General features: G+C 69.6%; 19 protein-coding genes and 1 pseudogene. 9 read left to right on the top strand and 11 right to left on the bottom strand.

Annotated elements, in window-relative coordinates; translation table 11 throughout:
* Positions 1-82: 82 nt before the first annotated feature.
* Entirely contained in the window at positions 83-538 is a 456-nt protein-coding gene (locus E2493_RS19620; protein WP_135090271.1) for an iron-sulfur cluster assembly scaffold protein, read from the top strand.
* Entirely contained in the window at positions 538-2,358 is a 1,821-nt protein-coding gene (locus E2493_RS19615; protein WP_135090269.1) for a monovalent cation:proton antiporter-2 (CPA2) family protein, read from the top strand. Before E2493_RS19620 ends, E2493_RS19615 begins: the two co-directional genes overlap by 1 nt.
* On the opposite strand, the gene aroB is transcribed toward E2493_RS19615, so the two are convergent.
* Together aroB and E2493_RS19605 are read right to left on the bottom strand one after the other, a co-directional pair.
* Positions 2,355-3,440 (bottom strand): 3-dehydroquinate synthase, encoded by a 1,086-nt coding sequence (gene aroB, locus E2493_RS19610; RefSeq protein WP_135090267.1) that lies wholly within the window; start codon positions 3,438-3,440, stop codon positions 2,355-2,357. The two genes, E2493_RS19615 and aroB, sit on opposite strands and share 4 nt — an antisense overlap.
* Positions 3,437-3,997, bottom strand: a complete 561-nt coding sequence (locus E2493_RS19605) for a shikimate kinase (protein ID WP_135090317.1) — start codon at positions 3,995-3,997, stop codon at positions 3,437-3,439. The genes aroB and E2493_RS19605 overlap by 4 nt, the downstream gene beginning before the upstream one ends.
* A 106-nt stretch (positions 3,998-4,103) precedes the next feature.
* On the opposite strand from E2493_RS19605, the gene E2493_RS22160 reads away from it, so the two are divergent.
* Genes E2493_RS22160 through E2493_RS19590 form a run of 3 tightly spaced genes read left to right on the top strand, consistent with a single transcriptional unit; the run spans position 4,104 to position 6,929 of the window.
* Entirely contained in the window at positions 4,104-4,226 is a 123-nt protein-coding gene (locus tag E2493_RS22160; RefSeq protein ID WP_263854106.1) for a hypothetical protein, read from the top strand.
* A complete protein-coding gene (locus E2493_RS19595; protein WP_135090263.1) occupies positions 4,207-6,006 on the top strand; it encodes a hypothetical protein in 1,800 nt (599 codons plus the stop codon). The genes E2493_RS22160 and E2493_RS19595 overlap by 20 nt, the downstream gene beginning before the upstream one ends.
* Positions 6,003-6,929: a tyrosine recombinase gene (locus E2493_RS19590; protein WP_225421602.1), complete on the top strand. Its 927-nt coding sequence runs from the start codon at positions 6,003-6,005 to the stop codon at positions 6,927-6,929. Before E2493_RS19595 ends, E2493_RS19590 begins: the two co-directional genes overlap by 4 nt.
* On the opposite strand, the gene E2493_RS19585 is transcribed toward E2493_RS19590, so the two are convergent.
* Both E2493_RS19585 and E2493_RS19580 read right to left on the bottom strand, forming a co-directional pair.
* Positions 6,926-7,897, bottom strand: coding sequence for a hypothetical protein (locus E2493_RS19585; RefSeq protein ID WP_135090261.1), 972 nt, complete (start codon positions 7,895-7,897; stop codon positions 6,926-6,928). The genes E2493_RS19590 and E2493_RS19585 overlap by 4 nt on opposite strands.
* Positions 7,897-8,262: a PadR family transcriptional regulator gene (locus E2493_RS19580; RefSeq protein ID WP_225421601.1), complete on the bottom strand. Its 366-nt coding sequence runs from the start codon at positions 8,260-8,262 to the stop codon at positions 7,897-7,899. The genes E2493_RS19585 and E2493_RS19580 overlap by 1 nt, the downstream gene beginning before the upstream one ends.
* A gap of 102 nt (positions 8,263-8,364) precedes the next feature.
* Here E2493_RS19580 and E2493_RS19575 point away from each other — a divergent pair, with 102 nt between their 5' ends.
* Positions 8,365-9,309: an acetyl-CoA carboxylase carboxyltransferase subunit alpha gene (locus E2493_RS19575; protein ID WP_135090259.1), complete on the top strand. Its 945-nt coding sequence runs from the start codon at positions 8,365-8,367 to the stop codon at positions 9,307-9,309.
* A 107-nt stretch (positions 9,310-9,416) separates the two neighbouring features.
* Entirely contained in the window at positions 9,417-10,874 is a 1,458-nt protein-coding gene (locus tag E2493_RS19570; protein ID WP_135090257.1) for a M48 family metalloprotease, read from the top strand.
* Between the two features lie 87 nt (positions 10,875-10,961).
* On the opposite strand, the gene E2493_RS19565 is transcribed toward E2493_RS19570, so the two are convergent.
* Both E2493_RS19565 and E2493_RS19560 read right to left on the bottom strand, forming a co-directional pair.
* Positions 10,962-11,144, bottom strand: a complete 183-nt coding sequence (locus E2493_RS19565; RefSeq protein ID WP_135090255.1) for a Flp family type IVb pilin — start codon at positions 11,142-11,144, stop codon at positions 10,962-10,964.
* 131 nt (positions 11,145-11,275) lie between these two features.
* On the bottom strand, positions 11,276-11,446 hold the full coding sequence (locus tag E2493_RS19560) for a Flp family type IVb pilin (protein WP_135090250.1): 171 nt from the start codon (positions 11,444-11,446) through the stop codon (positions 11,276-11,278).
* 190 nt (positions 11,447-11,636) lie between these two features.
* Here E2493_RS19560 and E2493_RS19555 point away from each other — a divergent pair, with 190 nt between their 5' ends.
* Entirely contained in the window at positions 11,637-12,041 is a 405-nt protein-coding gene (locus E2493_RS19555; protein ID WP_191993029.1) for a (deoxy)nucleoside triphosphate pyrophosphohydrolase, read from the top strand.
* A gap of 7 nt (positions 12,042-12,048) precedes the next feature.
* On the opposite strand, the gene E2493_RS19550 is transcribed toward E2493_RS19555, so the two are convergent.
* The 3 genes from E2493_RS19550 to E2493_RS19540 all read right to left on the bottom strand — a co-directional run bounded on the left by E2493_RS19550 (position 12,049) and on the right by E2493_RS19540 (position 14,043).
* Positions 12,049-12,903, bottom strand: a complete 855-nt coding sequence (locus tag E2493_RS19550; RefSeq protein ID WP_135090247.1) for a methyltransferase domain-containing protein — start codon at positions 12,901-12,903, stop codon at positions 12,049-12,051.
* A 226-nt stretch (positions 12,904-13,129) separates the two neighbouring features.
* A complete protein-coding gene (locus tag E2493_RS19545) occupies positions 13,130-13,561 on the bottom strand; it encodes a hypothetical protein (protein ID WP_135090245.1) in 432 nt (143 codons plus the stop codon).
* The gene (locus tag E2493_RS19540) at positions 13,558-14,043 is read right to left on the bottom strand and encodes a division/cell wall cluster transcriptional repressor MraZ (RefSeq protein ID WP_135090243.1); all 486 of its coding nucleotides are present in this window, start codon (positions 14,041-14,043) and stop codon (positions 13,558-13,560) included. The genes E2493_RS19545 and E2493_RS19540 overlap by 4 nt, the downstream gene beginning before the upstream one ends.
* Positions 14,044-14,393: 350 nt before the next feature.
* Here E2493_RS19540 and E2493_RS19535 point away from each other — a divergent pair, with 350 nt between their 5' ends.
* Positions 14,394-15,113: a response regulator transcription factor gene (locus E2493_RS19535; protein WP_135090241.1), complete on the top strand. Its 720-nt coding sequence runs from the start codon at positions 14,394-14,396 to the stop codon at positions 15,111-15,113.
* 115 nt (positions 15,114-15,228) lie between these two features.
* Here E2493_RS19535 and E2493_RS19530 read toward each other — a convergent pair whose 3' ends face one another.
* Both E2493_RS19530 and E2493_RS21410 read right to left on the bottom strand, forming a co-directional pair.
* Positions 15,229-15,627, bottom strand: a complete 399-nt coding sequence (locus tag E2493_RS19530; protein ID WP_135090239.1) for a hypothetical protein — start codon at positions 15,625-15,627, stop codon at positions 15,229-15,231.
* Between the two features lie 70 nt (positions 15,628-15,697).
* Positions 15,698-16,301: pseudogene (locus E2493_RS21410) on the bottom strand (TonB-dependent receptor); the annotation flags it as partial.

Here is a 16,301-nt window from a genome sequence, read left to right as displayed (position 1 = left end):
GGCGCCTGTCGGAGCAGACAGGCTCCTTTCGCCGCTGGCACGGCGGGTGGCGCTCGGCCCGGGCGCATAATATAGGCGCAGCGTGCCCAGCGCTCTCTACAATCGCGAAATCCTCCGCCTCGCCGCATCGATCCCGCATGCCGGCCGCCTGGCCGCGCCCCAGGGCAGCGCCGAGCGGCGTTCCCCGGTCTGCGGCAGCCGCGTGACCGTCGATGTCATGCTCGACGCCGAGGGGAGGGTAACCGCGCTCGGCCAGGAGGTGAGCGCCTGCGCGCTCGGCCAGGCGGCTGCCAGCCTGATGGGGGCGCATGCTCTGGGCACGACGGTGGCTGAACTCGCCGCGGCGCGCGACGCGCTCTCCGGCTTTCTCGCCGGCCGGCGGGAGGATGTCGGGACCTGGCCCGGCCTGGACGCGCTGGCCGTCGCCCGCGGCTTCCCGGCACGCCACCCTTCGATCCTGCTCGCCTTCGAGGCGGTGGCCGAAGCCGCCGCCCGTGCCGCCGCGGCAACGCCGCAGCCGAGCGGGGCGATGCGCTGATGGAGAGCTCCGCCACCGACCTCTTGCTCCGGGACGGCGTGATCATCCTCGGCGCGGCTCTCGTCTTCGTCATGGTGTTCCGGCGCCTCGGGCTCGGCGCCGTGCTCGGCTATCTGCTCGCCGGCGCGCTGATCGGCCCCGACGGTCTTGGCCTGATCAACGCCCCCGAGGAGGTGCTCCACGTCGCCGACTTCGGCATCGTCCTCCTGCTGTTCCTGGTCGGGCTGGAGCTCAATCCGAGCCGCTTGTGGCGGCTGAAGGAGGATATCTTTGGGCTCGGGCTGCTGCAGGTGGCCGTCGCCGGCCTGGCAATCAGCGGGCTCGTCTACCTCGCCACCGGCTTGAGCGTTGCCGCGTCACTCGCCATCGGGCTGCCGCTCGCGCTGTCCTCGACGGCCCAGGTGTTGCCGAGCCTGCGTTCCGACGGTTCGATCAACACGCGGCCCGGAGAGCGCGCCTTCTCGATCCTGCTCTTCCAGGATCTCTCGATCGTGCCGCTGATCACCATCATTGCCGCGCTCTCGCGCGCGCCCGTCGATCCGAGCGCGCCGTCCGGGCTGGTGCTCGCCGGCTATACGGTCGCCGCGATCGTCGGCCTGGTCGCCGTCGGCCATTTCGTGATCAACCCGCTGTTCCGCCTGGTCGGCCGGATTTCGGAGCGCGAGCTGTTCATCGTCGCCGGCCTTTTCATCGTTCTCGCCAGCGCGGCGGTGATGGAGTCGCTGCACCTTTCGACGGCGCTCGGGGCCTTCATCGCCGGCGTGATGCTCGCCGATTCGCCCTACCGGCACGAGCTCGAGGCGGACATCGATCCGTTCCGCTCGATCCTGCTCGGCATGTTCTTCGTCGCGGTCGGCATGATGCTCGATCTCGATGCGATCGCCAGCCGGCCCCTGTTCGTGATCGGTATGGCGCTCGGCCTGATCGCGGTGAAGGCGGTGGTGCTCTATGCGCTGGCGCGCATCTTCCGCATCGAGAAGCGCCAGGCCCTGAAGCTTGGCCTCCTGCTCAGCCAGGGCGGCGAGTTCGCCTTCGTCCTTTTTGCCGCGGCGCAAAGCTCCGCCCTGATCGCGCCGGAGGCCGCGACCCTGTTCAGCGCCGTCGTCACGGCCTCCATGGCATCGACGCCGTTCCTGATGATGCTGAACGACTGGATGGACCGGCGCAGCCACCGCGGCGACGGCGACGGCCTCGTCGGGCCCGAGGAATCGCCGGAGACCAGCGCCATCGTCGTCGGCTATGGCCGGTTCGGCCAGACCGTGGCCCAGATGCTGATGGCGAAAGGGATCAGCGTCACGCTGATCGATTCGAAGCCGTCGCAGATCGAGCTCAGCGGCAGCTTCGGGCTGAAGGTCTATTATGGCGACGGCACCCGGCTCGACCTGCTGCGCCTGGCGGGAGCCGCCGAGGCGAAGGCGATCCTGTTCTGCATCGATGGCAAGTGGCTGACCGCACACCGGCTCGAGCCGATTCTCGAAGCCTTTCCCCAGGCCGCGGTGTTCGTCCGGGCGTTCGACCGCCTGCACCTGATCGATCTTGCCGCCGCCGACCTTTCGTTCGTGATCCGCGAGGTGTTCGAATCGGCGGTGCTGATGGGACGCGAGGCGCTGACCTTTTTCGGTGTCGACGCCGAGGAGGTGAGGCGCGTCGAGGAGGAATATCGTGCCCGCGACCGCGAGCGGCTCCAGGGACAGAGCGAGTCCGGCGATCTCCACGCCCTCAGCCACCGCATGTTCACGCCCGAAAATCCGCTCGGCGAGCGCGACGGGCGTCCGGCGGCCGAGGCGCCGCAGCCCGCGCCTGCGCCGCAGGAAGACTAAGCCCCGGCGCGCCATTCCTCGAGGAAGCGCTCCACCTCCGCCAGCTCGACGGTGGCGTCGACGAACGCTTGGCCGATGCCGCGTGCCAGGATGAAGGGGACGCGGCCGCCGGTCTTCTTCTTGTCATGCGCCATGTGGGCGACGAGGCTTGCCGGTGTCCCCAGCGCGCTGCGCACCGGCAGCCCCGCCGCCGAGAGATGGGCTTCGACCCGTGCCGCCTCCTCGGCCGGGCAGAGGCCGCGCGACGCCGAGAAACGGAAGGCGAGGGCCATGCCGAGCGCGACCGCCTCGCCGTGGAGCAGCCGGTCCGAAAAGCCCGCCTCGGCCTCGAAGGCGTGGCCGAAGGTATGGCCGAGGTTGAGCAGGGCGCGCCGCCCGCTCGTCTCCCGTTCGTCCTCGCCGACGATCGCCGCCTTGGCGCGAACCGATGTCTCGATCGCGTGCAGCCGCGCCTCCCTCTCGCCGGCGAGCAATGCGGCGCCGTGCGATTCGCACCAGGCGAAAAAATGCGGATCCGAGATCAGCCCGTATTTCACGACTTCGGCATAGCCGGCGCGAAGCTGGCGCGGATCGAGGGTCTCCAGGGTCGACGGATCGATGAGCACGGCGGCCGGCTGGTGGAAGCTGCCGACCATGTTCTTGCCGGCGGGCGCGTTGATCGCCGTCTTGCCGCCGACCGAGGAATCGACCTGGGCGAGGAGGGTGGTCGGCACCTGCACGAACGGGCAGCCCCGCTTCAGGATCGAGGCAGCGAAGCCGGTGAGGTCCCCGACCATGCCGCCGCCGAAGGCAATGAGATGGTCGCTCCGCTCCACCTCCAGGGCGAGCAGCCGATCGACGAGCCCGGCCAGGACATCCCAGCTCTTGCTGCTCTCGCCGGCCGGAACGGTTAGCGCGGTGACGTCCAGGCCGCTCGCTTCGATCCGCCCGCCTTGCTGCGCCCAGACCTGCTCGTCGGCGACGACGATCAGGCGGCGGCCTCGCGCGTAGGGCGCGAGCATCTCCGCGGCGCGGTCGAGCAGGCCGTTCTCGATCAGGATCGGATAGCTGCGTTCCCCAAGTCCGACGTCGACTCGCCTCAACCGGCTTTTCCTTGTCCTGAGCCGTCCTCACGAGCGCGAAGCGCGGCGATGATCTGATCCACCGTCCGCTCGTGCGGCAGCGCCTCGCTGCGGACGTGATGATGGGCGAGCGCATAGACCGGGTTGCGTACCGCGGCGAGGCCCTGGAGGACCTCGACCGGGTTCTTGCCGGCGAGCAGCGGACGGTGATCGCGCCGCCGGACGCGGTCGGCGAGCGTGGTGATGTCCGCGTCGAGCCAGACGGCGATGCAGCGTTCGAGGATCAATTCCCGGGTCCGCGGATCCATGAAGGCGCCTCCGCCGGTCGCGATCACCTTCGGCACGCCGCCGATCAGGCGCGCGATCACCCGGCGCTCTCCGTCGCGAAAGCTTGCCTCACCGAAATGCTCGAAGATCTCGGAGATGGTGCGGTCCGCGGCGCGTTCGATCTCCTCGTCCGAATCGAGGAAATGGAGGCCGAGCTTGCGGGCGAGCCGCTTTCCCACGGTCGACTTGCCCGCGCCCATCAGGCCGACGAGCACGATCGAGCGGTCGGGGCGGGGAAACGCATGCTCCATGGCTTCGGGGGCTATACATGGCGCGGTCTCCTGGGGCAAAAGGCCGGCCATGCGCAGATCCTCTTCCTCCTTTGCACCGGCGCGCCGTCGCAAGTCGCGGCTGCCGATGATCCTCCTCACCCTGGTCGTGCTTCTGATCGGCTTTCTCGTCTGGCTCAGCACCGTCGACACCGAGGTGCCGACCCAGAAGGTCGAGCAGGACGTGACCAATGAAGCGCTGGCGAAGTAAGATCCTGCTGCTGGCCGGCGTCGCCGGCCTCGGGTTCGCCCTCCCGGCGCTCGGGCAGCGCGAGACGCCCGAGCCGTTGCTGCCGCCCGGCTTCGGCGATCAGGACACCGCGCCGACGCCTGCGCCGCCGTCGCCGGACACCGAGGAATCGGGCGCTCCGGCCGGCAATGCCCTGCCGCCCGTGGCGGCGGAGCCGAGCGTCGCCGCCAGCGACCGGCCGGTGATCGAGAATGCCGCCGTCGAGGATCTCGAGGATCTCGCGGCGCAGGAGATCGTGCCGCCGATCGAGATTCCCGAGGAATCGCGCCGTCCGACCAACATCGTCGGGCCTCTCCGGGCGGAGAACTGGGGGCTGGGCTTCAACGCGTTCGGCAGCGCGCACGGGCGCCTCCTCACCAGCCTGATGGGGCGGCTGGATGCGCCGCTGCCGTCGCGCTGGACGTCGATCCTGCTCCGCCGCGCCCTGCTCTCGGAGGTTCCGGCCCCCCGCCAGGTCAACGAGGTGGACTGGGTCGCCGAGCGCGCCTGGCTGCTGCTCCGCATGGGGGAGGCGGACAGCGCCCGCATGCTCGTCCAGGCGATCGACGTCGATCAATATACGCCGCGGATGTTCACGGTCGCCGTGCAGACGGCGCTGGCCACGGCCGATCCCGCCGCTCTGTGTCCGCTGGTCGGACCGGGCAAGGCGGTGAGCGAGGAGCGCTTCTGGCCTCTCGCCGAGGCGATGTGCGCGGCCCTCAGCGGCGATGCCGCGCGGGCCAGCGCGCTGATCGATCAGCAGCGCCGCCGGATGGGCGAGACGATCGATCTGCTGCTGGCGGAGAAGGTGGTCGGCGCCGGGACGAACACCCGCCGCGCGGTCACCATCCAGTGGGACGGGGTGGACAGCGTCAACAGCTGGCGCTTCGGCCTGGCCAGCGCGACGGGGCTCAAGATCCCCGATGCGCTGATGCGCAGCGCCGGTCCGCACGTTCGCGCCTGGGAAGCCCAGGCGCCGATGATCCCGATCGAGCAGCGGTTGAAATCCGCCCAGGATGCCGCGACCATCGGCGTCTTCTCCAACGCCGCGCTGGTCGACATCCACAGCCTCGTCGGCGACGCGACCGATCCTTCCGAGATCGAGGCGAGCGTGGCCGGGCGCCTGCGCCGTGCGTATGCCTCGCCAACCTACGGCGCCCGGATCGGCGCGATGCGGGATCTGTGGGGCGACGAGGAGATCGGCGGCGATCGCTACGGCCGGCTGATCCTCACCGCTGCGGCGGCCGCCGAGGTGCCGGCGCTCGAATCGCAGTCGAATCGCGCCGAGGACCTGATCGCCTCGGCGATGAGCGCAGGCTTCGATCGGCGTGCCTCCCGCTGGGGACGGATCGTCGATGCGATGGGCGACGACGGCGACCGCGCCTGGTCGATTCTCGCCGTCGGAACGCCGAGGCCGGTGGTGGACGTCAGCCGCAGCCGCGTCGAGGCGTTCGTCGATCGTGACGGCGGCCATCGCGGTCGCATGCTGGTGGCGGCGCTCGCGGGGCTGGGACGGCTCGAGGATCCGGCGTCGCTCGGCGTCGATCCGGCGCCGCGCAGCCGCTGGGCGCAGATGATCACCGCCGCCGCGCGCAACCGTCAGCCGGGCACCGTTGCCCTGCTTGCGGCGGTCGGGATGCAGACCGGCGGGTGGCAGGGCGTTCCTCCGCACCATCTCTACCAGATGCTGAGAGCGCTGCGTCAGGTGGGGCTCGACTATGAAGCGCGGATGATCGCCGCCGAGGCGATGACTCGGCTGTGAGCCTTGCAGGGGACAGGCAGCTCATCGCTGCCTTCCTCGAGATGATGGCGGCGGAGGCCGGGGCCGCACGCAACACTCTGCTCGCCTACGAGGCGGATCTGCGCGGCGCCTCGGAGCTGCTCGAGAGCGGCCTCGCCGGCGCCGGATCCGACGATCTCCAGCGCCTCGCCGAGGCCTGGATGCCGCTGCGCCCGGCCACGGTCGCGCGCAAGGCGGCGGCGCTGCGCCGCTTCTACGCCTTTCTGCACGACGAGGGCATGCGCCAGGACGATCCCTCGGCAGCCCTGCCGCGGCCGACCGGGCGCCGCCCTTTGCCCAAAATCCTCGACCATCAGGCGATCGACGCTTTGTTCGCCGAGCTCGAAAGGCGCCGGGGGGAGGGCGGCGCCCTCGCGCTGCGACTCACCGCGCTGGTCGAGCTGCTCTACGGCTCGGGCCTGCGCGCGACCGAGCTCGTCTCCCTGCCGCGCCACGCCTTGCAGCCGGGCCGCCCCTTTCTCATTCTGCGCGGCAAGGGCGCGAAGGAGCGGCTGGTGCCGATCTCCGATCGGGCGCAGGCGGCGGTCGCGGCCTGGGCCGAGCACGTTCCGCGCGACAGCCTGTGGCTGTTCCCCTCCGGCAAGAAGCATCTCAGCCGGATGCGGCTCTACCAGCTGGTCCGCGAGCTCGCCGCCGGTGCGGGCATTCCGCCAGAGCGGATCAGCCCGCACGTCCTGCGCCACGCCTTCGCCACCCATCTGCTCGAGGGCGGCGCCGATCTCAGGGCGCTGCAGCTGCTGCTCGGCCATGCCGACATCGCTACCACCCAGATCTACACCCATGTCGACAGCCGCCGCCTCGTCGACTTGGTCAACAGCCGTCATCCGCTTGCCGACGTCCCGGTCGCGCGGCGGGAGCAGGGGAGCGGGGGCTCCCCGGTCTAGATCCGCCGCGCGGCAGTCCGGCCGCCGGTAGTCCGGACGAGCTTCCACAGCTCGCCAAGCGCCTGGAGGATCATCAGGACCGCCACCACGGCGAGCGCGATCTCGAGCGCGAGATTGACGCTCGCTTCAATCTCCGCGGTCGCGGCCGAATTGCTCGCACCGTCTTCGACGATGATCCACTTGCCGGCCCGGTAGACACCGGCGACGATCACCAGGGTCGCGGCCGAAGTGACGATGGTGAGGAGGCTCTGCGCCGTCTTCCAACGCGGCCGGACCAGCTTCATCACGTTCAGCGCGAGCTGGACGATCATCAGCGCCAGGATCGGGTGAAAGAAGGCGTCCCACACCGGCGCCGCTGCGATCCGCATGCCGTTGCCGCCGAACGAAGGAAGCGTGACGGCGCCGATCCACCACAGCAGGAAGGCGATGCCGAAGCCGATCTCGAGCGCCGATTCCCAATGGCTCTGCGGCCTGTCGGTGAGATCCGGCAGCTGCTCGGGTCGCCAGCGCGCCAGGTGGTCCGCGGGAAAGCCCTGGCGTTCGAGCATCGCGAAGATGAAGGTGACGATCGCCATGGCGGCGAGGAAGAACAGCCACAGATCGCCGGCCATCTGCAGCAGCGTCTGGAGGAGGTCGCGATCCTGCAACAGGAGCCCGATACCGGCGGCGGCGATCAGCAGGGCGCCGCCGATCGCGAGCACGACCTTCATGACCAGCTGATAGAATGGGAAGACCTGCGGCCCGATCAGATATTGGTGGGAGCGGTAGCGGGCGGCGATCGTCAGGGGATGGCCGAACGAGCGCAGCATGGCGCTCGTCTCGTCCGGCGTCAGCGGTCGCCCGAGATCATGCTCGCGTTCCTCGCGGCGGCTTTCGAGCTCGTCGGCCAGCTCGTCGACGATGTCGTCGGCCCTGTCGCGCGGCAGATTGCGGCGGATTGCCGCCAGATAGCGGTCCAGCAGGTCCATCACATCTTCCTTTCGGTCAGGCGGAGGATCGACTCCGAAATCGCGTTCCATTCGGCGAGCAGCTGCGCCAGCACGGCCTCGCCGTCGGTGGTGAGCCGATAGAAGCGCTTGTTGCGTCGTGCTTCCTCCCGCCATTCGCTCGCGAGCAGGCCTTGCGCCTCGAGCCGGCGAAGGAGCGGGTAGAGCGCGCCTTCCTCGATCGGCAGGCCGGCCTGCTCCAGCGACGCCCGCAAGGTGTAGCCGTAGCGTTCCTCGCGCAGCGCCCCGAGCACGGCCAGGATCAGGGAGCCGCGACGCAGCTCCACCCGCAGCTTCTCGAAGAGATCGTCCCCGACCGGCACCGGCAGTCCTTCACTCTGTGTCACACACTGTATGACACATAGTACTGTGCGCCGCAAGGTATATCGATCCTGCACGCTGCCAGCGCGTTGACGGAACGGCGTGGCGGCCCTAACCCCCGTGCGCTTATGCCGACCTATCTCGAATTCGAAAAACCGATCGCCGAACTGGAATCCCGCATCGAGGAGCTGCGGGAGACCGCGGAGGGATCCGATCTCAACATCGATCAGGACATTGACCGGCTGCAGGGCAAGTCGGAAAAGATGCTTCGCGACATCTATGCGAGGCTGACGCCCTGGCAGAAGACCCAGGTTGCCCGGCATCCCGACCGGCCGCACTTCAAGGACTATGTCGCCGCGCTGATCGACGATTTCGTGCCCCTGGCCGGCGACCGCAATTTCGGCGAGGACCAGGCGATTATCGGCGGGCTCGGCAAGCTCGGCGGCCGCAAGGTGGTCGTCATCGGCCATGAGAAAGGCGACGACACGGCGAGCCGCCTCAAGCACAATTTCGGCATGGCCAAGCCGGAGGGCTATCGCAAGGCGATCCGGCTGATGGAGCTCGCCGACCGGTTCGGCCTTCCCGTGGTCACCCTCGTCGATACCGCCGGCGCGTTTCCCGGCGTGCAGGCCGAAGAGCGTGGCCAGGCCGAGGCGATCGCCCGCTCGACCGAACGCTGCCTGTCGCTGGGCGTGCCGCTGGTCGCCGCCGTCGTCGGCGAGGGCGGGAGCGGCGGCGCGATCGCGATCGCCGCCGCCAATCGGGTGCTGATGCTCGAGCACAGCGTCTATGCGGTGATCTCCCCCGAAGGCTGCGCCTCCATCCTGTGGCGCACCGCCGATCGCGCACCCGACGCCGCCGAAGCGATGCGGGTCACCGCGGCGGATCTGAAGCAGCTCGGGGTGATCGATCGGATCGTGTCGGAGCCCTTGGGCGGCGCGCATCGCCGTCCCGAGGAAGCGATCGCTGCCCTTGGGCGGGCGATCGGCGAGGAGCTCGACGCCCTGGCGGCGCTCACGCCGCAGCAGCTGCTCGCCGAGCGTCGCGCCAAATACCTCGCCATCGGCGCCTAGATCCGGACTGCCTTGCGCCGCGGTGCGCGGGGCGGCACGCAGGAACCTTAGGTCCGGGTGCCGTGTTCCTTCGAGACGACGAATCGTCTTGTGAAGGAGTATCCTCGATGAAGATCAAGGCGCTGGCGGCCTTGTCCGCCTCGGTCGCTATGATCGCGCTCGCCTCCGGGCCGGCGCAGTCACAGAGCAAGACCCGCAGCATCTCCCAGAGCACGGCCGCCGAGGCCGCGCAGCAGCATCCGCAGATCGTCGAGGAGTTCGGCGGCGAGGACGATGCGGCGCGCTCGGCCTATGTTCGGTCGGTCGGCGCCAAGGTCGCCGCGCAGACGAACATCACCGGCGGCGCCAATGCCTTTCGGATCACCACCCTGAACTCTCCGGTGATGAACGCTTTCGCCGTGCCGGGCGGCTATCTCTACGTCACCCGCCAGCTCGTCGGGCTGATGAACGACGAAGCCGAGCTCGCCTCGGTGCTCGGCCACGAGGCCGGCCACATCGCGGCCCAGCACAGCAAGGAGCGCCAGCGCGCCGGGCTCCTCAGCCAGATCCTCGCCGTCGGCGCCGCGCTGGTCACCGGATCGAGCCAGATCGGCCAGCTCGCCAGCACCGTGACGCAGGGCATGTTCCTCAGCTACTCGCGCAAGCAGGAGCTCGAGGCGGACGATCTCGGGGTGCGCTACATCACTGCCGCCGGTTACGATCCGATGGCCTCGGCGAGCTTCCTCGGCTCGCTCGGCGCCGCGACCTCGCTCGAGGCGCGGGCCGCGGGCCGGGACGACGAACGTTCGACGCCGAGCTGGGCACGAACCCATCCGCTCAGCGCCGACCGGGTCACCCGTGCCACCAAGCAGGCGCAGGCCACCCGCCGCACCGGCGGCCTGCGCAACCGGGACCAGTTCCTCGCCCAGATCGACGGCGTCATGGTCGATGACGATCCCAAGCAGGGCGTGATCGACGGCCGCACGTTCAGTCACCCCGATCTCAAGCTGCGGTTCACGGTGCCGGACGGCTACGGCATGCAGAACGGCGCCAGGGCGGTCAGCATCGTCGGCCAGCGTGGCCAGGCGCAATTCCTGGGCGGCGCGTTCAACGGAGATCTTTCGACCTATATGGCGGCGGCGTTTCGCGCGGTGGTCGGCGAAAACGCCCAGGTGAACGCGTCGCAGCCGCGCAGCACGACGGTGAACGGCATCCCCGCGGCCTATTCGACGGCGCGAGTCGCCACCCAGCAGGGGCAGGTCGATCTCACCATCTTCGCCTACCAGTGGGACTCGAACAGCGCCTATCACTTTGCGTTGGTCGCGCCGGCCGGATCCGGCCTTGGCCCGTTCACCTCGATGGTTCAGTCGGTCGGGCGTCTGTCGGCCAGCGAGGCGGCGGCGATCCGGCCGCGGGTGATCGACGTGGTCACGGTCGGGCGGACCGACACCGTCCAGACGCTCGCCAATCGCATGGCCTATAACGACCTCAAGGTCGAACGCTTCCGCGTCCTCAATGGACTGGCGGCAAATGCGAACGTCACGCCCGGTCAGAAAGTGAAGCTCGTCGTATTCGGGTCGCGTTGAGCGTCAGGAATATTGCGAAACCTCAAATAGAGAAGGGGCGGCGGAACCGAAGTTCCGCCGCCCCCCAACTCGACTAGTGCCGACGGATTACTCCGGGCAGTTGTCGCTGTCGGCAAGACAGCCGGAAACGTTGTTGAAGGTGTTGCCGACGCTGTCGCCGACGCTCTGCATCGCGGCAATCGCGGCAACCGCGATGAGGGCGGCGATGAGGCCGTACTCGATGGCGGTCGCGCCCTTCTCGTTCTTCTTCAGCTTGCGAAAAATCTTCATGTCCGATCTCCTGTTCCAAAGCGCTCGGAAGTCCACACTTCCCGCCCCCGCTCGTCCGATCACGCGGGCAGTCTGCATTTCTAGGGCCGGAAAGTTTCGAAAACGTTAGCGTGCTCTACGCACAGGCCCGCTCACATCGCCCCGGTGACGTTGCTGGAGACGCCGTTCCACATGTTCGACGCCTCGTCTCCGAACAGGCCGAACGCACCGACGCAGGCGACGACGATCAGCGCCCCGATCAGGGCATATTCGATGGCGGTCGCCGCCCTCTCGTCCCGGATCAGCTTCGCAAATCGCTTCATCGTCCGCCGCCCCACGCATAATGTGTCGCTTCTGGATAACGCGGGCACGTTAAGGAAATCCTAGGGCCGGAACGATTCGGGATCGGCGGCCGGTGCCGCCGGCCGATCCTTCGCCGGCGTTCGCCACTGGTTCGGCTGCCCGGTCGAACCCTCAGCATCGGGGAGCAGAATTCTGGTCGAGCAAGCAACGATGATCGTGGTCGCCGCCGCCCTGATCGACGATCAGGGGCGGATCCTGCTCCAGCAGCGGGCGCCGGGACGATCGATGGCAGGCCTGTGGGAGTTTCCCGGCGGCAAGATGGAGGCGGGCGAGCGGCCGGAGACGGCCCTGGCGCGCGAGCTCGAGGAGGAGCTCGGACTCGCGGTCGCCGCGGAAGCGCTGGTGCCGATCACCTTCGCCAGCGCCGATCTCCCGGGTGGGGGCGGGCGACACATGCTGCTCCTGCTCTACACCTGCCGGACATGGGATGGCATGCCGGAGGCATTGGACGCGGCGGCGCTCGCCTGGGTGCACCCGTCGGAGATGCGGCTGCTGCCAATGCCGCCCGCCGACATCCCCTTCATCCCCATTCTCGAAGCCGTGCTCGGCGTCTGAGGCGCCGTCAGCGGCCCTTCAGGGCGGCGGCGAGGGACATGGTCGCGCTGCCGCGCCGCGCCGGTTTCGGCTGGTCGGGCGCCGGCGCCCAGCCGAGCAGATGGATGATCTCGAACCTTTCCGCGGTCTTGCCGTCCGCCTCGGCGGACGCGGCGAAGTCCGCCAGCGCGGCGGCCAGCGCATGCCTGCCGAGCGGGCGGCGGGAGCGGGCGGCGAGAACATTGGTCGCGCCCATCGCCCTCAGGTCCCGAACCAGAGCGAGGAGGTGGGGGAAGCGGACGTCGACGCCATGGCAGTCGACGACCGGCAGGGCGAAGCCGGCGCGGGTCAGGAGGTCTCCCGCAGCCCGGACGTCGATCTGGGGGTGGATGCGCGGCGCCGCGCCGCCCTGTGCCTCGTCGGCGGCGAGCATCGCGCTGCGCAGCCGCGGCAGGCTCCCCGCGCCGGCAAAGGCGCCGAGGAAGAGGCCGTCCGGACGCAGCGCCCGGCGGATCAGCAGCAGCGCCCCGGGAAGATCGTTGACGCTGTCGAGCAGTCCGATCGACACGACGAGGTCGAAGCCCGCGTCGGCGAAGGGGAGGCGGTCCTCGTCGCACTGCACGCCGGCGTGCTCACGTGCGAACCGGAAGGAGGGATCGGCGAAGGCAGTCTCGATGCCGCGGCGGTGCAGGCCGTCGCGCAGCGTCTCCCCGGCCGCGCCGAGGATCAGCGCACGCGAAAAGCTGCGGGTGACGCTGTCCAGGCGCTCGAGCAGCTCCTCGGCGGTGAGGCGGTGGAGGTAATCGGCCTGGTCGATATGCGGCGCGGCACGGTTGCGGCGCAGCCGCCGAACTCGGCGGTCGAAAGGCGTGTCCTCGCTCATCGGCCGGCCTGTAGAACGGCACGAGCGGGCGGGGAAGCAGGCGTTGCCGCAAAAGGGAAGGGGCCGGCGCCTCGTTCCCGAAGCGCCGGCCCCACCCTCGATACGCGACTCGAGAGGTCGACCGCGGTCGACGCGGGCTTATTGCCCGATTCGGTTGAGGCGCGGCTGAATGCGCTGGTTAGCCGCGGTTCAGCTGCCGGCTCCGTTCAGCGGCCGCGTCGGTGATTCAGAAGCCGCCGCGCAAATCCTTGAGGCCGAGGGCGAAGTGCAGGGCCGCGCCGACCAGCGCGGCGAGCGCGAGCAGCACCGGATAATCCTGCGTATCCGCCGGCGTCGCAACGGCGGCGTTGGTGCGGCGGAGGCCTTCGGAAGGCACCGGCACCAGCTTGCGGCTCCGCCGACGCCGCGGGGTCTCGGGGGCGGCCGCGGCAGCACTTTCGTGGACGGTCGGCAGGACGGGCCCGTAATCGGGCTCGACCGAATGGGCGTGGCGCCCGGCTTTCCAGACCACCTTGTGGCCTTCCGGAATCTCGCGCCAGGTCGCCCCGGAGCGGACCATGTCGGTGCCGCAGCGGCGGCAGGCGCTGAAATAGTAGCCGCTGTTGTAGGTCGTCTCGTCGGAGGCTTCGTGGCCGCCGAGCGCGCACAGAAATCTCATCCTCGTTCCTCCGATTCGCCGCCCAGCCGATAGGCGGCAATCTCGCGAAGCGTTTCGTCTCCGGCGCTCTGGGCCGCCTCGGGATCCCAGATCTCGAAGCTCTCGCCGGTGCCGACGAAGAGCGCCCGCCCGCCGATCCCGCCCTTGCGCCGCATCATCGCCGGCAGCCTCAGCCGGCCCTGGTCGTCGAGCCGCGCCTCCTCCGCAAAGCCGAAGGCGCGCCGGGCACGCTGATGGTGGTCGGTGACCGTGCCGCCGCTCGCCTCGTCCCGCAGGCGCCGGCGTTCGACCTCGGCGAGCAGGGCGGCGCGATGCGCCGGCCGGTACGCCTTCAGGCACGGGTCCTGCTCGTGCGCGCCCACGATCAGGCGCGGCTCACCCGCCGCCTGCAGCGCCCGCACGATGAACGGGGGCAGCGAAACGGTTCCGTCGGCGGCTACTCTGCCGACTGCACTTCCGCTGAAGAGATGCTCGAACGACACGGTTCGCTGCCCCCGCTACGCGACAGGCACGAGCAAGAACTGGCTCGTACGGGTGCAGGATATGGTTAAGGGCTTAAGGGCGCACCTTCGGACTTATACTTCAGTATTAGTACCAACGGATCAGACGTCGCGGCCCCCGGGACTCTGCGCGGCGGCCGCCGACGCCTGCGCAATAGCCTCGGCCTCAGGGGCAGGAAACGTTTGGACTCGCCTCGTCCCGGGTGGCGCGCGGCGGCGACTCGGCCCCCTTGCACCGACCTCGTACTTTTACTAGGTTGCTAATTAACCAGACAACTCAGACGGTTGGCTGGGTAGGGCCGTGTGTTTGGCCCAACCGGGGGAGCGGGCTTATGTCGCACCAACGTATGGTCTACGTGGTAGACCACGATCTCGGCAGCCGCCGGGCGATTACCAGTCATCTGGCAAGTCTCGGCGCCGAGGCATGGCCTTTCGCCACTGCCGGCGAGTTTCTCGACATCGTCGATCACCTCACCCCCGCCTGCGTTCTGCTCGAGGTGGATCTGGTCGGCGGCGCGGGGCTCGACATCCTTTCTGCGCTTGCCGCTCGGGACGAGGCCTGGCCGCTGATCGCGACCAGCGCGCGGATCGAGGTCCGCCTTGCGGTGGAGGCGATGAAGCTCGGGGCGCTCGACGTGCTCCAGAAACCGATCGATCTCGACGCCCTTGCCGGCGCGCTGATCCCCGCCTGGGAGCGGCTCCAGCATGCGCTGGCCTCCGGCGCGAGCGCCCGCGCGGCGCGCGAGCAGGTGGCGCGGCTGACTCCGCGCGAGGTCGAGATCGTCCTCGCCTTGCTCGCCGGGCAGGCGAACAAGGCCGTCGCCCACGCGCTCGGGATCAGCGTCCGCACCGTCGAGATGCACCGGGCCCACATCATGGCGAAATTGGGCGTGCGCAGCCTTGCCGAAGCGGCGCTGATCGCCGCCCGTGCCGGGCTCACTCCGACGCCCCGCGCGGCGAATGCGCCGGGCCCTTGGGCGAAGCCCGCCGTCCCGGCGCTGCCGCTGCCGGCGCAGCCTCTCGCGCCGGGCCTGATCCGCGCGGCCGGCTAGGCCAGGACCGCCTCAGGCTGAATCAGCCTGAGGCGTAAATCCTGGTCTCGACCATCTGGCTAGAGCGCCATTCAGGCCGTCGCGACGCGCGAAGCGCTTCCGCCTCAGCCGATCGCTAGCCCTCGCGGCGGTAGCCGGTCCAGTCGCCGAGGGGGCATTGCGGCCCCGGGATCGTGCTGCCCGGATCGAGACCGCGCACCCGGTCTCCGCGGCAATATTGGCCGCCATGCACCTCCACGATCAGCGTCGCGAGCGGCCGCAGCCCCGGGCAATCCGCCTTCAGCCGGTTGACCCAGATCGTCCGGCCGCTGCGCCGGACGACGGTGCGGGTGTCGACGATCGTCAGCGCCTCGTTCTGCTCGACCGGTATGCAGGATTGCGGCTCGCTTGCCGTCAGGCCGGCGATCTCGCGGGAGAAGGCCTCCTGGTCCCGGGTGGGCGCCGTGTCGGAGGAGCCCGCGGCGCAGCCGCCCAGCGCCAGGGCGGTGCCGATGATCGGCAGCAGGGACTTCATCGTCAGCTTCTCCTTCGCTCGCCGGCGGCGGACTTTCGCCCGGACGCCGCATTCCCGTGAGTATAACGATTCAGAAGAATAGTTTCCTCAGCGACAGCCGAACCGAGCGGCCCAAAGGATCGATATAGCCGGGCTGATAGCTGATCGGGGTGGCGCCCGATGCATCACGGACCTCCAGCCGCTGGTCGAAGACGTTGTCGATGGCGAGCGAGACCCGGGCGCCGCGGAAGAAGGGCATCTTGCGGACCAGCGAGCGCTGGGCGCCGAGATCGGCCCACAGGCGCAGGTTGAGCGTCGCGAAATCGGAGAAGGTGAGATCGCTGCGCGTGCCGCCGCCGGCGACCGGCCCGCCGAGGACCGTGGTGCCGCTCTGCCAGGTGCCGTTGACGCGCAGACCGAAGCCGTTGCGGTTGAGCCCGCCCTGCAGCTCGATCTGGTGCTGCGGGGTGCCGCCCCGATTGCCGATCGCCGATCCGTCGAGGAAGTCCTGCTCGGGAAGGCCGTCGCGGATCACCCGCGAATGCTCCAGCACCCAGGTGTGGAACAGGCCGAGCTGCAGGCGCCCGCCGGCGCCGCCGCCGAAGCGTCCGCCGCCGAACCCGCGTCCGCCGCCCGGTCCGCGGAACCCGCCCTGGCCGGGGCCGCGCGGCCCATTTGCCTGGCCGGCGCCTGCC

Origin of the sequence: Sphingomonas parva (ex Maeng et al. 2020), from assembly GCF_004564275.1 — a bacterium.
Taxonomy (GTDB): Bacteria; Pseudomonadota; Alphaproteobacteria; order Sphingomonadales; family Sphingomonadaceae; genus Allosphingosinicella; species Allosphingosinicella parva.
The sequence above is the reverse complement of the archived record's forward strand: the minus strand, read 5'-3'. Positions and strand labels throughout refer to the sequence as shown.